A 15,987-nucleotide genomic window follows, 5' to 3' on the forward strand; every position below is an offset into this window, starting at 1 on the left:
GTAGGTGTATAGCGTAGGTGTATAGCGTAGGTGGAACGATTCACCACCCTCGTCCTCCATAGCTCGACAGAGCGAAGGAGGAAAAAAAAGACCCGCCCCGATGGTTATGAAGCAATGGGAGCAGGCCAGTAGTTAAAATAATGTATAACACCTTAACCAATGCAAAATTATGAAAAATAATTACAGGCATAGGCTTGCGCTTGCAAGTATTTTTGCCCTCTTCTTCACTTACAACTCCCCACTTTTTTCTCAGATCCTTCCACTAAAAACCATTAGTGGAACTATTACCGATGCCGATGGCCCACTTAGCGGAGTCAACGTATTGGTAAAAAACACTGCCAGTGGGAGCATTAGCGATCTGGAAGGCAGGTATTCTCTTACTGCGTCCTTAAACGATACACTGGTGTTTACCTATTTGGGGTATAAGCCGCAGGAAGTGGCAGTGGGCAGTAACAGTATTATAAATGTTGTTATGCAAGCGGATGCTACTGCCCTAGATCAAGTGGTTATTAATGCGGGCTACTACAAAGTTTCCGATAGGGAAAAGACTGGGAGTATTTCGCGGGTTATTGCTACCGAAATTGAGAAACAACCTGTCAACAACCCTTTAGAAGCACTGCAGGGAAGAATGCCGGGCGTGGACGTTGTTCAAACCTCAGGAGTGGCGGGGGGCGGTTTTACCGTTCGCATTCGTGGCCAAAGCAGTATTCTGGCTGGTAATGAACCTTTGTATATTATTGATGGGCTACCCTATAACAGCCAGTCATTAGGCTCACAGAGTGCCTCCGGGCTTATCATTCCTGGTGCCGATATAAGTCCGCTAAACGCCATAGACCCCAATTCCATAGAAAGCATTGAAGTGCTTAAGGATGCCGATGCTACAGCTATCTATGGCTCTCGGGGTGCCAATGGAGTCGTGCTTATTACCACCAAAAAAGGGAAGGAAGGAAAAACGAGATTTACAATAAGCAGTAGTTCGGGCATAGCCCATATTACACGTAAAATAAAATTGCTAAATACAGAGCAATATTTAACCATGAGGCGGGAGGCCTTTGCCAATGACGGCATAACCGAATACCCTGCAACAGCCTATGATGTAAATGGCACCTGGGATCAGAAACGATATACCGATTGGCAAAAAAACCTTATTGGCGGTACGGCAAGATTTAGAAATTTGGATGCCGCTATATCAGGGGGAAATGAAAATACCCAGTTTCGGATAGATGGCAGGTACCTTAATGAAACAACCGTGTATCCAGGCGACTTCAATTATGACCGTGTAAACCTTAATTCAAATTTGCAGCATCGCAGCAATGATAATCGATTTCAATTGGGCTTTACCGCCGGCTATACCTTAGAGGATAATCTGTTGCCTGGCTCCGATCTATCAGGGGTTGCGCTTCGGCTTGCGCCAAATGCCCCTGCGCTGCACACTGAAAATGGAGCCTTAAACTGGGAAAACAGCACTTGGACCAATCCCTTGGCACAGTTAGCCGGAGCCTACAATAATACAACCAAAACCCTTATAGGAAGTACGGTATTGCAATATGAACTGCTAAAGAATTTGGACTTAAAGGTACAGATGGGGTACCGCAGTACCAACTTTGAAAGCAATAACCAGATACCGCATACCATCTATGATCCCGCCTATGGTTTAGACAGTAGTGTTTCCCAATCCTATCTCCATACGGGAACCCATACCTCATTTATTACAGAGCCGCAGATAAATTGGACGTTGAAAAGGGAAAACCACAGTTGGGATGTGTTGTTGGGGGCCACCTTCCAATCGCAAAAAACCGATCAGCTTACCTTATTGGGTTACGGTTTTGCCAATAATGGATTTTTGGAAAACCTTTCCGCTGCCAATACGTTGATTATCCTGAACGAGGACAGCTACCAATATAAATATCAATCCTTCTTCGCAAGGGTAAACTATGCGTTCAAAAAACATCTGTATTTTAACCTCACAGGAAGACGGGATGGGTCCAGTAGGTTTAGCAATTCCAATAGATATGGCAATTTTGGAGCCATTGGAGCAGCATGGATTTTTTCAGAACAATTAAACATACCCTGGCTCAACTTTGGGAAACTCCGGGGAAGCTATGGCATAACTGGAAATGACCAAATTGCAGACTACCAATATCTACAAAACTATTCTTTGGTCGACCACTCCTATGATGGAAACATTGGCCTGGAACCAGCACGAATTTATAATCCCAATTACCAATGGGAGCAAAACGAGAAAAGAGAAGTGGCTCTGGAACTTGGATTCTTTAATGGTGCATTGGAACTCTCAACGGCCTATTACAACAATCGCTCCTCCAACCAACTAATAGATTATTCACTACCGGCCACTACGGGTTTTCCATCCATACAGGCGAATTTGGATGCCATAGTTGAAAATTCGGGCTTTGAATTTGAGCTCTTGGGCCGAATGGTTCATAAGGACCATTTTAAATGGACCAGCTCGCTCAATCTATCCCTGCCCAAAAATAAGTTGGTAGCTTTTCCAGGCCTCGAAAATTCTACATACTCCAACCAATTCGTAATAGGAGAACCTCTCAATATTCTAAAACTATACAATCTTACAGGCGTTAATCCAGAAACAGGGCTTTACGAATTTGAAGACTATAACGAAGATGGCGCCATTACCGGTACCGAAGACAGGCAATACTTGGCAGACCTCACCCCCAAGATTTTGGCGGGTATTTCAAATTCAATGGAATACCACAATTGGTCCTTCAACCTTTTCCTGCAATATGTAAAAAAAGATGCGCTGAACGAATATTTCGGTACAGAACCCCCAGGCACCATGGCCAATCAGCCAACGGGCGTACTGGATAGATGGCAAGCAACGGGGGATAACGCTCCTATTCAACAATACACCACAGGCTTAAACGATGCGGCTTATACCGCCTATTCCCGATTTAGTCAAAGCAACGGTATCATTTCCGATGCCTCCTTTTTACGTTTAAAGTCGCTGTCCATATCCTATAACCTTCCTTTGGCGAATACGAAAACCAGTACCTGCAAGGTGTCACTGATGGGACAGAACCTATTTACGTTCACCAACTTCAATGGTGGCGATCCGGAACAGACAAAAGGCTTTCTGCCCCCTTTGCGAAGGATATCCCTGCAAGTACAATTTCAGATATAAAAACTTAAAACAATAGTACAATGAAAACAATGATCAAGAAACAAAATAAAACCCTAGGGTTCTTTTGGGCCATAATAGCCATTTTGGTATTTGGTAGCTGCGAGGACTATCTAGAGGCCGAAGACCCTGTAGGGCAAATAAACACCCAAACCGTATTTACGGATGAAAATACCGCTACAGCAGCAATTTCAACCTTGTATGGTAAACTCAGGGATCAGGTGCTGTTGACTGGAAATTCCAACGGTCTAGGAATTTTAATGGGGCTATATGCCGATGAATTGGATTATTATGGATCTCCTGGGGAAAGTGCCGAACAATTCTATCTACATCAAGTCACAGCACCTAATCTTATGGTAAAGGAAGTTTGGGACAACTCCTATCACCTCATTTACTTATGCAATGCCGCTATAGAAGGAGTTGACAATTCTGAAACCCTATCTCAGGAAGTCAAGGCACAATTAATAGGTGAGGCGCTATTTGTTAGAGCAATGGTTCATTTTTATCTCGTTGATTTATTTGGGGACATACCCTATATCACAACTACCGATTATGAGCAAAACGCAACCGTGGCACGTATGGGTGAGCAGCTAGTTTATGAGGCTATCATAAGCGACCTTCTGAATGCAAAAAACCTTTTGGGTCCCGATTACCCAACGGGGGAACGCATCAGGGCAAACAACTATGTGGCAGCTGCCCTTCTTGCCCGAGTATATCTCCATAGCGGCCAATGGCAAAAGGCAGAGGAAGAAAGTACCTATGTAATCAACAATCCCGCCTTTGTTATGGAAACTGACCTGAATAGGGAGTTCTTAAAGGAAAGTACTTCCGCCATATTACAATTGAAACCCAAAAACGAAGGTGATAATACCTTGGAAGGGGCCAGTTTTATATTTTCTTCTGGTCCACCTCCCGTCCCAGCACTTAATAATAGGCTGGTGGAAGAAATGGAAGAGGACGACCTGCGCAAGGAAAGCTGGATAGGAGCCGTTAGCGACGGTGCCAATACTTGGTATTTCCCTAATAAGTATAAACAGAACCTAGACACGGGTACAACTATGGAATATTCTGTAGTTCTCAGAATTGCCGAACTGTACCTTATAAGAGCGGAAGCGCGGGGTATGCAGGGAAATCTAATGGGAGCTGCAAATGACCTGAATATTGTACGTACACGAGCAGGGTTGCAGAATATATCCGTTACCACTCCAGAAGAACTATTAGAGGCCATTATAAGGGAAAGACGTTTTGAGCTTTTTACTGAATACGGCCATAGGTGGTTCGATTTAAAAAGGCTAGGCATGGCAGCTGATGTTTTGGCCGACATAAAACCAGGGTGGCAATCAACCGATATTTTACTGCCCATCCCAGAATCAGAACTTCTACTTAATCCAAACCTTGAACCTCAAAATCCCGGATATTAAAAATGAAAACAAATACAGTAAATACAAAGCAACCAAACAAAAAGAAGATTGTATTGAAAGGAAATAAGCGTATCCATACTATTTATTATGCTGTTCAAATTATAATACTCTCCTTCTTTATAAGCCATTATCAGCCATTAGAAGCGCAAAATGGTTCCAGTGCAATAACTGATAAGCAATCAAATAAAAAATTAAAGCCTTACCCCTTTGGCTTAGACAAGATTTGGAGTAATAATTTAGCGGCATCCGCAATGTCACCTGATGGAAATTGGATTGCCTTTACAGAATACTTTTCGGTAGGAGAAAATAGTATGCGCTTGCGAAATGTGAATAAGGAATCAAACCAAATATTGCCGGAGGGCTATAAAAACAAATTTTCCAAAAACAATAAATGGTTCGGAAGTTTATCTGCGAGCAACAAATTTCTTTTAATAAATCTGGAAACTGGTGACAGGGAAGATTTTGGATCGGTTCAGGAATTTGATTTTTCTTTTGACGGACGATACCTTAGCGTTCTTCAAAAAGAACCCAATGGCATTTCCAATCTAAAAATAATAAACCTAGAAAACCATACGGAGCGCATCATTAATGTTATAACCAAGTTTGTCTGGAATCCCACCAATCAATATATGCTTTTAGTTAAAGGAGACGAATCAAAAAAGGTCCTCCTTTTTAATACCACAAAAGCCACAGAAACGGAAATTGGAGTAAAGCCCTCAAGTACACTCAACTATTTAAAATGGAATGATACTGGATCGGCTGCGGTTATAATGGATCAAACAAAAGAGAAGCATCACATAGGGGTTTATTATTTAAATAAAGGTTTCATCCCATTGGAAGAATCCGTATTGGAACAGAAGCTTCCAAATTACGAAGTCGGAAATAGGGAGCCTTTCCTTTCTGATGATGGAAATACCGTCTTGTTCTTTAGAAAACAGAAAGGACATCAATTGGTCAAGGAGGATAAAATTGAGGTATGGAAGACCTCCGATCCCCTCCTCTATCCAAGCTTGAAATTGCGAGAAGATTTTATATATCCCTATCTTCTCACCGCCTGGCACCCAGAAAAGAAAATGATAAGGGAAATTGCGACCCCGCAGTTTCCGACAGCCGAAATGGATATAGAACACAATTTCGCCCTCCTCTACAACGAGTTGCAATATGGTGACGAAAACACGGAATTTTTAAAGGCCGATATTTATTTCAAGAATATACAAACAGGTGAAATGCGCTTGGTGGTGGCAGAACAATCCCTGACCGATTTGGTGTCAATCTCCCCTTCCGGCAACTACATTGCCTATTTCAAGGATGAAGATTGGTGGACATACAATGTAAAGGAAAAAAAAGCCGTGAATATAACTAAGGAACTTGGAACAAGCTTTCAAAATAGGGATGTTGAGCTTCCAAAAGATCGCATTGAAGTTTATGATAAACCGGCTTGGCTTAAGGACGATAACAAAATAATAGTGTCTGACAAATATGATCTATGGGCCATCAATCCCAATGGCAAAGATGCCAAGAGAATCACCAAGGGGATGGAAAAAAATTGCCGCTATATTTTAAGGAGAGTTAATGATGTAGAAGATTTTTATCATTTAACGGTTGGCAGCTTTGCGGGCTGGAATGTTGATCTAGATAAATATCCACTATTACAGCTAATAAACTTTGAAACCCATTCCATGGGAATTTCATTATTAAATAAGGATCTTTCAACCACTCCAATAAATTTCATGGATAAAAGTATTTTTCAGATATATCAATCGCCTGAAGGTAATAATGTAATATATAGTACGGAATCTACCACCCTCCCCAAAGCACTCCATCATTATGAAATAAATACAGGGAAAAATAATTTAATATACCAATCCAATGCGGAACTATTAAACTATGACCTCGGTTATAAAACATTTATTGACTATACTGTAAAGGACAAAAAATTAAAGGGTACTTTGATGTTTCCTGCAGATTATGACCCCACCAAAAAATATCCCTTAATTGTTTACATATATCAAAAAACGTCCAGGAACGCGATGGAATTTTCTCCTCCCTCTGGTTATAATTTCCAAGGATTTAATCATTTGGATTATACTACCTCAGGATATTTTGTGCTTTTGCCTGATATAACCTACGAAATAGGAAAACCCGGTCTCTCAGCCTTAGAATGCGTAAATAGTGCCGTAAACAAAGCACTTGAAGTTGAAAGTATAAACGAAAAAAGAATGGGACTTATCGGGCATTCCTTTGGTGGATACGAAACGGCCTTTATTGCAACCCAGACCAATCGTTTTGCCACCTATGTCGCAGGTGCGGCCGCTACCAATGTAATCAGTCATTATCACGGAGTAAATTGGAACAATTCGGCTACAGATTTATGGCGCTATGAAGACCAGCAATGGCGCATGGGAGATAGCTATTACGAGAATAAGCAGGCCTATTTAGAAAACTCACCTTTGGAATATGTAACCAATGTAAAAAGGCCCATTCTATTATGGACAGGCGATAAGGATTATCAAGTAGCTTGGACGCAAAGTCTTGAAATGTTCATTGCACTGCGTAGATTAAAAAAAGAGGCGTCCTTGATACTTGTAAAGGATGAAGGACATTCTCCCGAGAATACTGAAAAACAATTGTTATTGTCAACTGAGGTCAAGAAGTGGTTGGATGGATATTTAATGAAAAAAGAAAATGGGGAATCCTAAAGAATCCCCATTTTCCAAATTATTAAAGAGGTCTGTGCGTCATAGCATTAGCACAGGATTTTCCTAGGTCAAGACTATATACTTGATTTCCTGCCTCCTTGCAAGGTATAATACCTTGGTTGTTACAGACCTTAGTGGTTGTAACACAGTCATTGTTCAAAAAGATATATCCCTGAACGAGGGCATCATCCTTAGAAACATTGTTTTCAGTGGCAAAAGCAAAAACGATTGCCAGTAAAAATGCCATCAAGGGCATTCCGAACTTTAAAATTTTTGTTCTCATATTATAAAAGTTTTAATGAATTAGCGACCTACTATTTTTTACAGGTGTTCGGTCTTAGTCCTGATACTGGCCAGTATGTGTTGCGTTAGAGCCGGAGATAAAGTACTCCGGCTTTAACTTATAAATAAAAAGTTTGTCCTCTACAAGGGCTATAAGAATGTTATTGTAAACTTGAAAGTCATAGAGCTTTCCCTCGGGTTGATGATATAAGTAAAAACTGAAGACGTAGCTTTTATCAATAATGTCGTACACATCAATAATGGAAGCAGATCTTAAAGGGCCTTCATCCTCAAACCGACCCAAACGGTCACTATTTATAAATAAATAGTTCGCTGAAGTGGCACTTAATCTGTTTACAACTATCGATTTGCCACCAAGGGTATAAACATCATTTTGCTTTGAATAAGCGACATCAAGGAGTGGATTTTTAATAGTATCAATGGTAGAGCCTGTATATATTGGCTGTAAATTTTTGTCAATTACCTCAAAATTATTTTTGTAGTAATAGGTATATAGAAAATAATTTAGATTTTCATTCCAGGCCAAAACCCCATCGTCGGCAAATGGTTCTGGCACGTCAGTTCTTAATGTAGCAGTGGTAAGAATGGAACGATCCTTTCCCGATAAAATTTTGGATACACCTATAGTCTTCTTTTTGAATTTGGAATCAACCGTTGCTATCCCAGTGCTATTGGAATCAATTACTACAAATTGTGTAAAGTAAACGGAATCAAAGGGTATTTGACGAGCCACTTTTTCTGTAATATTTCCTTGAAATAGCACAGGAACCGTTCCATCGGCAACTGTGAACTGCGGTGGTTTAACTTCAATCCTTACTTTTCGGAAAGGAAGAGTTTTGTTGTTTAATTCCACCTGAATAACCTTCTGCTCATTAGTAACTATATTATTTGTGGTTATATAAAGAGGAGCTCGGTAGTTTCCTAAATATACTATCGAATCTGAATAACCAGCCAAATAGAAAGTGTCATAATCCAAAGTAAATTCACTCATTTTTTCAATAGGATGTGGCAAATAGCGCCTTTGAAACGCATTGTTCCGATGCATCTTCTTCTCCGAAAAAGCAAATAACAGAACGACGATGCCAATGCCAATAATGGCAAGAGTGGCAAGCAAAAGCCAAATCTTTTTGTTATTCCATTGCGCAGTGATAAAGACTGCAACCCCAGCCAACATCATGAAAACTACATTAAAAATAAGGTGTTGGTTCCAACTCAACTTTTCCAAAACACCTCCACAGGAACAGGGTACAAAATCCGAGAAATTCAGGATAATAAAAATATAGGTTGTAAACATTACCATTAAGGTAAAAAAGGCGTAGAATGCAAGCACTCTAAATCGTTCGGATAGTAATAAAATAGCTATGATTATTTCTAAGCTAGGAACCAGCCAAGCAATCAATCCTGCATATGCGCTCAAGAGTGGCGATTGTGCCAGTTGCAACTTAAAAGTTTCAAAATCAAGTAGCTTGCTAAAAGCTGCATAAACAAACAAAACGATAAATAAAAGACTAATTATATTTATTGTAAGCTTCCTGTATTTAATTGTGAAGTCCATATCGTGTAATTTGATATGGTAAAATTCCGCATTATAATTTGTGCTTTTGGGAGTTTTCCTTGACCGTAAGGTATTATTTTTGAAAAGCTAAAAATTTTAGAAAATCAGTCCCTTTTTAAAAAGGTTTTCTTTCGTAATTCAGTAGGGGTAAGCCCAAATTCCTTTTTAAAAGTTCTCGAAAAATGGGCTTCACTTTTAAATCCACACAATTGAACAATACTTTTAAATGGGCTATCTCCATATTGCACCAATACCTTGGCCTTTCGAAGCCTTTCATTTCTTAAATAACGATAAACGCTTATCCCGTAAAGTTCCTTAAACCCATACTTTAGTTTAAAGGTATTGGTCCCTAACTGCAGTGCAAATTCCTTCAAGGGGCGGAAGTCCCTTGCAAGATCATTGAGCATTAAACTTCGCGCATCTTCTATCACTTTAATATCATCCTGTGTCAAACGTACCTTTTTTGGCTTTGGTTCCGCTACGGCCTTTTCCCCTTTTAGCCCTTCGCTATTGTAAATTTTTAATACCGGCTCCCTTAGTTCATCTTCCAAGGCTACTTGCTTTTTTGAATGTTTTACTACTGTAAGTATTTTTTCTACCTCGCAGCCCTTAATATTGTTGATTAAACTAATATAACAGGCACTGGGAATAAGAAGTCCCGCTTTCGTTTTAAATGTAAGCTGAATTGCGTGTTCCCCACCATCTTCTTGCTCTTTCTCCAGATAGTCTTCCCATGTCTTAGATGTTTTTTCATCTAATATCTGTATTAAGGGTTGGCCTATCAATTCCGAATATACATAACATAGAAGGGTACAGGCCTGAGGATTTACAGCAACTATTTTTCCTTCTGCATCAAGCATAAAATGCATTACTACTATATGCTTAATGGTCTCACTTGCATTGACATATCCCTGATGTACCAGCGCTTCCTCAATTTCCTCTGCCATCATATTGATTACCGATACAAGAGCCTCCACATTATCATTTTTTCCGGATCTTTCTACCCGGTAGAAAAACTTACCCGCCCCCATCTCTAATAGTAAGTTTCTTAACTTTTTAAGACGTTTCTTTTTAGACATAATAGTATAGTTTGATTACAATGCTATCTATTAATGGGGAGTAAATTTGATAGTATTTAAACAAGAATCATAAATATTGCGTCAAGAATTTTTCAGCTTCCTCAGGCGTCTGAAAGGCCTGTGTGGGTATAGCGGGTTTATTTGCCAGAAGATAGAATCTGGAGATCACTTCAGAAATAGAGGGCTCCACCAGAAAAGCCACTGCTTTTAAAAGAATGGAACCTTCCAGAGCAAAATAATCCCTCGCTGCCTTTTTTACTTCCCTCACACCGCGCATATCACAAAGTGCTGGATAGGACTGACCTTTTTGTAGACTTAATCGTTCCTCAACAATCTTTACTGCCCCAGCTAGGTCAATTGATACCCCAATATGGTACCGAATGTATAGGATACCCTCGGCAATTTTATAGGTTGCATAGTTATTTTCGGTATAATCCAACATGAATGAAAACTGGTAATTCTATATAAAGCTACAAAAATATGTGTGGATTTAATACCATTATCGATGTATGACACTCATTTCAACACCATTAACTTGACTAAAATGAAAAACTTCTTGTCTGTAAGGTATTAATTTATACTGCCCCTTTTTATTTTAAAAAAATGCCCCTACCTTTTTTTTTCAAAAAGAAAAATCATGGCAAAAATTAAACACAATAATTTTTTGGACACTGTAAATGAAGTGTTTACGGATGCAAAACAGGAAGGTGTAATGCACCTTTACGCACAAGGAGAAAAATTCAATGGCCGTACTATAGAGGTAAAAGATCGAAGCCTTTTTCATTTTGGCACTACGGGCTACTTAGGATTGGAACAGGATCCTCGCCTAAAAGCCGCTGCCATAGATGCCATTAAAAAATACGGTACCCAATTTCCCCTGTCTAAGTCGTATATCTCGAATCCATTATATGCGAGCCTGGAAGAAAAGGTATGTGAAATGTACGGTCATCCTATTATAATAACAAAAAACAGCACTCTGGGCCACATAGGGGTAATCCCCAGTGCAGTGCAGGATCAGGACGCCATCATCCTCGACCATCAGGTCCATTGGAGCGTTCAGAGCGCGGCCAAGATTTTAAAGAACCGTAGCGTTCCAATAGATATGGTTCGTCACAACGATCTGAATATGCTGGAAGATAAGATCAAGCGCTATTCAGACACGCGGAAGAAAATCTGGTATATGGCCGATGGCATCTATTCCATGTATGGCGACTTTGCTCCTATCTCAGATTTAATGCTGTTAAGCCAAAAATACCCCCAGCTCAACTTCTATTTTGACGATGTGCACGGCATGAGCTGGATAGGCAAAAACGGCACGGGTTATGTTTTGAGCGAACTGAAGGAACTTTCAGAAAACGTGCTGCTCTTCGGTACTCTCAGCAAAACATTTGGAGCCAGTGGTGCGGTATTGGTGTGTTCCAACAAAAAAATGTATAATAGGATTAAAACCTTTGGCGGCCCCCTAACCTTCTCAGCCCAACTGGAACCGGCTTCCATCGGTGCCGCTATCGCCTCCGCAGAAATACACCTTTCTCCTGAAATATATACCCTCCAAGCCGAATTGAGGGAACGGATAGCGTATTTTAATGAACTACTGCAGCAAACCGAACTTCCGCTTATCGATCAAAACATATCACCCGTATTTTATATAGGCACAGGAATGCCAAAAACTGGCTACAACTTCGTAAACCGATTAATGAGTGAAGGCTTTTACGTAAACCTGGGCATCTTCCCCGCTGTCCCCGTCAAAAATACGGGCGTCCGCATAACCATTTCAAGACACAACCAAAAAGAGGAAATCAAGGGTCTTGTGGAGGCGATGGAATATCATTTCCCAAAAGCCTTGGAAGACACCTTTACAAATAGCGAAAGAGTCTTTCAGGCATTCAAGCTGGAACAAAAACATAAGGAAACATCATTTAATACTACAACTAACGAGAATTTAAAAATCCAGTTGGAAGACTCCATTTTAAAAATAGACAAGCAACTTTGGAATAGCTTACTTGGAAATAAAGGGGTGTTCGATTGGGAAGGCCTAAAGTTTCTGGAGGAATCCTTTAGTGGTAATTTCCAAATAGAACACAACTGGGATTTCAAATACCTAATAATATATGACCAAGAGCAACAGCCTATTTTAGCTACTTATATAACCGTAAGTTTATGGAAAGACGATATGCTTGCCCCTGTAGCCACCTCCCAAAAAATTGAGGAAGAACGCAAAATCCACCCCTACTATTTAACTTCCAATGTCCTGAGCCTAGGTTCCCTTTTTACGGAGGGCGAACACCTTTATTTTAATTCTGCCCACCCCCAAAAACAACAGGCCCTGAATCTTTTAATGAAATGTTTGGAGGAATTGGAGCAGCCCTCAGAAGCAAAAATGATCGTCCTGCGCGATTTCCAGGAAAATAAAGAAATACATAACTATTTTCAGGGCCAAGGCTTTGTAAGAATACAAATGCCAGACTCCTGTAGTATTGAACTAGATGAAAATATAACCCTTGAAACCTACATAGCCCGTCTCTCAGCTAGAAATAGGAAACACCTCCGAAAAGAAGTTTTGGAGACGGAGAACTTGTTGGAAATAAAAATTGTGCAAAATCCAACATCAGTGCAGTTGCAGAAGATCGAGGAACTGTATTCCAAGGTTCATCAAAACAATTTGGGCCTAAACACCTTTTCCTTTCCCTCAAAACTGTTTTCAAATATGGCCGCGCATCCCAATTGGGAATTTATCTCAATAAGCCCCAAATCCAATCCCGTCAACATGATTGGTGTAATGCTATGTTATAAAAACAGCCACAACACATACATCCCCGCCTTTGTAGGCATGGATTATGCCTACCTCGAAAAATATCATATTTACCGCCAACTCCTATATCAAACAATAAAAAGGGCAATGGAAATAAAGGCAAAAACCATAGCCATGGGGCTAACGGCTAGTTTCGAAAAGAGAAAATTGGGAGCCACCATCGCCCCAACCTACGCCTACCTCCAAACAGCCGATAATTTTACCCTAGAACATCTAGAAACCCAGCAAGGATAAAAAAACCAAAACCGACAACCCTCGTCTACCGAAGCCCCTTGTGCACCATAGCCTTGGCGAAGGTGCATGGCGTAGGTGGAGACAACCGAAAACAGAAAACAGAAAACAGACAACCGACAACCGAAAACCCACAACACTCATCCAAAGAAGCTTCGGCGTAGGTGGAGACAACAGACAACCGACAACAGACAACCGACAACCCACGTTTCACGACTCACGTCTCACGTCTCACATCTCACATCTCACGTCTCACGTCTCACATCTCACATCTCACATCTCACGTCTCACGTCTCACGTCTCACTACTCACAACTCACTACTAACTACTAACTACCATGGAAACAAAAATCAAACAATTCTGGGAGTACTTTGAAAAGGAAAGCTTCTTTATTTTGGAAGGTTTTAAATACGGTATCGTTCCAAAAGAAAAATTCGAATTACTGGACTATTTGCTTACAAACATCCACCCCAAATTACAACTACTCATTAACCGACCTCCCAATGGCGAAATACAGTTGGTCTTCCTTACCAAGGGAAGATTGAGCCTAAAGGTCATAATTACCGAGATATTAAAAAGGGCGCCCGAAAACGAATATTGGGTCTTCAAAATGGGGCTCCCTCCATGGAACGGCACCCTCGAGGAATTCTGCAGTCACTACCAATTCCTTGGCCCAGACATTTATATATATGACATCTATTTTGATATCTACAAAATCCACTCCAATGGCAAAGTGAACCTCCATATCCATGTAGAAAAAAACAAACCGCTCCCAAAATATTTTATAAACGATAGTATGCGGATCTTTTTGCTCTATTATCTGGGAGACCGACTGTTCTTTAAAAAAATCGTCTATTTAAAAATTGTCCAGAAGAAATACCGGCACATAAATTTTATCCCCATTTATGAACTGAAAACCCTGTTGGAATTTTCACGGGTTACTTAAATAGTATAAAAAACAACATGTCGCAAATCCCCCTAAAGGGGCTAAAAATTCAAAAAAATACCAAGTTCTTCATATCATAATAGGATTGAGGTAATGCATAGCTTAGAGAGAGCTAGTATATAAGTCAAGGTGAGCTAATGCATATGTCAAGGTGAGCTAATGTATAGGTCAAGATGAGCTAATGGGTAGTTCAGGGGGGTCGAATGTATGGCGAGTGTATGGCTTAAGCTACATTAATGCTACCCAAAGCCTAGGTTAAGGCTACATTCAAGTGTCAGTTCGAGCTAGCCTATCCTGAGCGAAGTCGAAGGGCAGTCGAGAACGACTTTAACAAACACCCAAGTGTCAGTTCGAGCTAGCCTATCCTGAGCGAAGTCGAAGGGCAGTCGAGAACGACTTTAACAACCCCAATCAAAATGAAAAACAAAAAACATCAAAACAGCAAAAGGTGCATTGCACTTCAAAGCTTTTAGCATAGAAGTGGCTCCCGACCCTTCAGTCTGAATATGGAAAGGGCCGCAAAATCTTTTAACTAACCAACAACCGACAACCCACAACCAACAACCAACAACCAACAACCAACAACCAACAACCAACAACCGACAACAGACAACAGACAACAGACAACAGACAACCGCCAAAATCCACTTCTAAACCCCACACAAAATTTATGTACTCAAATCAAATTACTCCCCTCCCATTTCACCCCAAGTCATGGAACTTACAGATGAAAATAAATATAATTCTCAAGGGAAAAGGCCACGCCCCACCCGAATCGTGATATACCCCAAGGATATCCAGCTCCTAACCGGCAAATCCTACCGCCATGCCCTCGACCTAAACAAGGAAGTACGGGAGTATTTCAAAAAACAAAAACACCACCTCCTAACAGTTTACGAGTTCGCTCAATACACAGGAGTAAACCCCGAAATTATCCTAACCCACCTAAAATAACTTTAATACCTCATCCCGATAAAAAAAATCGAAAATTCAATGCAATTAAACCGAAAGTTAAACGCAGTTAAATCTAAGTTTCAAATTAATCTGCCCAGTTATATAGTTACAATTATAACAACAAACAGCTTCAAAAAACTAGATAGGTCAAATCAATATTCTACTTGGCCTTCGAAAAGATTCCGTAGAAAATGAATTTATTGGAGGAGCAAGCAAAAATCCTTCTTAGCACAAAGAAACTTTGAGAACCCTATCCCTAAAGTTTTACGTACCTAATATTAGCATTAATCAAGCTTTATTTTTGCGCCGGAAATAAAGAAATTTTCAAAAATCTTTTCGTAAGCCTAGACCTTTTTGTTTCTTTTTGCGGCAATGGCAAAAAGAAAAAAGATTAAAAAAAAACAATCTGCCTAGGTGTAGTTCTTCCCATGAAGGCAAGTCGCTACATGCCATTACTTCAAAAAACAAAAACATCACCTCCTCACAGTCTATGAATTCGCCCAATACACAGGAGTAAACCCCGAAATTATCCTAACCCACCTAAAATAAAATTAACTTCATCAACCAAGCTCCTTCCCCTAAGCAATGAACACCAATCAAACGCAAAAACAAAATCCTAGGGGAAGGTGGCTCCCGACCCTTCAGTCGGGAGACAGAAGGGGTCAAACAAAAAAAAGCTCCTTTCAGCACAAACCAAAATATAAGATAAACTATTAACCAGAAAAAAGGCAACCCTAATCAGGCAAGCTCACTTCTCACTTCTCACGTCTCACTTCTCACGTCTCACGTCTCACTTCTCACAACCGACAACACTCGTCCACCGAAGCTCTATG

At 40.3% G+C, this 15,987-nt stretch carries 9 protein-coding genes; 5 read left to right on the plus strand and 4 right to left on the minus strand.

Annotated elements, in window-relative coordinates:
* Positions 1–169 precede the first annotated feature (169 nt).
* The 3 genes from A7A78_RS10805 to A7A78_RS10815 all read left to right on the plus strand — a co-directional run bounded on the left by A7A78_RS10805 (position 170) and on the right by A7A78_RS10815 (position 7,274).
* Positions 170–3,157, plus strand: a complete 2,988-nt coding sequence (locus tag A7A78_RS10805; protein ID WP_068762476.1) for a SusC/RagA family TonB-linked outer membrane protein — start codon at positions 170–172, stop codon at positions 3,155–3,157.
* Between the two features lie 218 nt (positions 3,158–3,375).
* Positions 3,376–4,575 (plus strand): RagB/SusD family nutrient uptake outer membrane protein, encoded by a 1,200-nt coding sequence (locus tag A7A78_RS10810; protein WP_242649270.1) that lies wholly within the window; start codon positions 3,376–3,378, stop codon positions 4,573–4,575.
* Between the two features lie 2 nt (positions 4,576–4,577).
* A complete protein-coding gene (locus tag A7A78_RS10815; RefSeq protein WP_068762478.1) occupies positions 4,578–7,274 on the plus strand; it encodes a S9 family peptidase in 2,697 nt (898 codons plus the stop codon).
* 22 nt (positions 7,275–7,296) lie between these two features.
* On the opposite strand, the gene A7A78_RS10820 is transcribed toward A7A78_RS10815, so the two are convergent.
* From A7A78_RS10820 to A7A78_RS10835, 4 genes are all read right to left on the minus strand, one after another.
* Positions 7,297–7,557 carry a DUF6520 family protein gene (locus A7A78_RS10820; protein ID WP_068762479.1) on the minus strand — a complete coding sequence of 87 codons (261 nt, stop codon included), beginning with the start codon at positions 7,555–7,557 and terminating at the stop codon, positions 7,297–7,299.
* A gap of 54 nt (positions 7,558–7,611) precedes the next feature.
* Positions 7,612–9,132, minus strand: coding sequence for a MauE/DoxX family redox-associated membrane protein (locus A7A78_RS10825; RefSeq protein ID WP_094746113.1), 1,521 nt, complete (start codon positions 9,130–9,132; stop codon positions 7,612–7,614).
* 104 nt (positions 9,133–9,236) lie between these two features.
* A complete protein-coding gene (locus tag A7A78_RS10830; protein WP_068762480.1) occupies positions 9,237–10,211 on the minus strand; it encodes a helix-turn-helix domain-containing protein in 975 nt (324 codons plus the stop codon).
* Between the two features lie 67 nt (positions 10,212–10,278).
* Positions 10,279–10,653, minus strand: a complete 375-nt coding sequence (locus tag A7A78_RS10835; protein ID WP_068762481.1) for a DUF7793 family protein — start codon at positions 10,651–10,653, stop codon at positions 10,279–10,281.
* Positions 10,654–10,848: 195 nt separating this feature from the next.
* Here A7A78_RS10835 and A7A78_RS10840 point away from each other — a divergent pair, with 195 nt between their 5' ends.
* Together A7A78_RS10840 and A7A78_RS10845 are read left to right on the plus strand one after the other, a co-directional pair.
* Entirely contained in the window at positions 10,849–13,257 is a 2,409-nt protein-coding gene (locus tag A7A78_RS10840; RefSeq protein ID WP_068762482.1) for an aminotransferase class I/II-fold pyridoxal phosphate-dependent enzyme, read from the plus strand.
* A gap of 334 nt (positions 13,258–13,591) precedes the next feature.
* Positions 13,592–14,200, plus strand: a complete 609-nt coding sequence (locus A7A78_RS10845; protein WP_068762483.1) for a hypothetical protein — start codon at positions 13,592–13,594, stop codon at positions 14,198–14,200.
* The last annotated feature ends 1,787 nt before the right edge of the window (positions 14,201–15,987 follow it).

Origin of the sequence: Aequorivita soesokkakensis, assembly GCF_001641085.1 — a bacterium.
GTDB lineage: Bacteria > Bacteroidota > Bacteroidia > Flavobacteriales > Flavobacteriaceae > Aequorivita > Aequorivita soesokkakensis.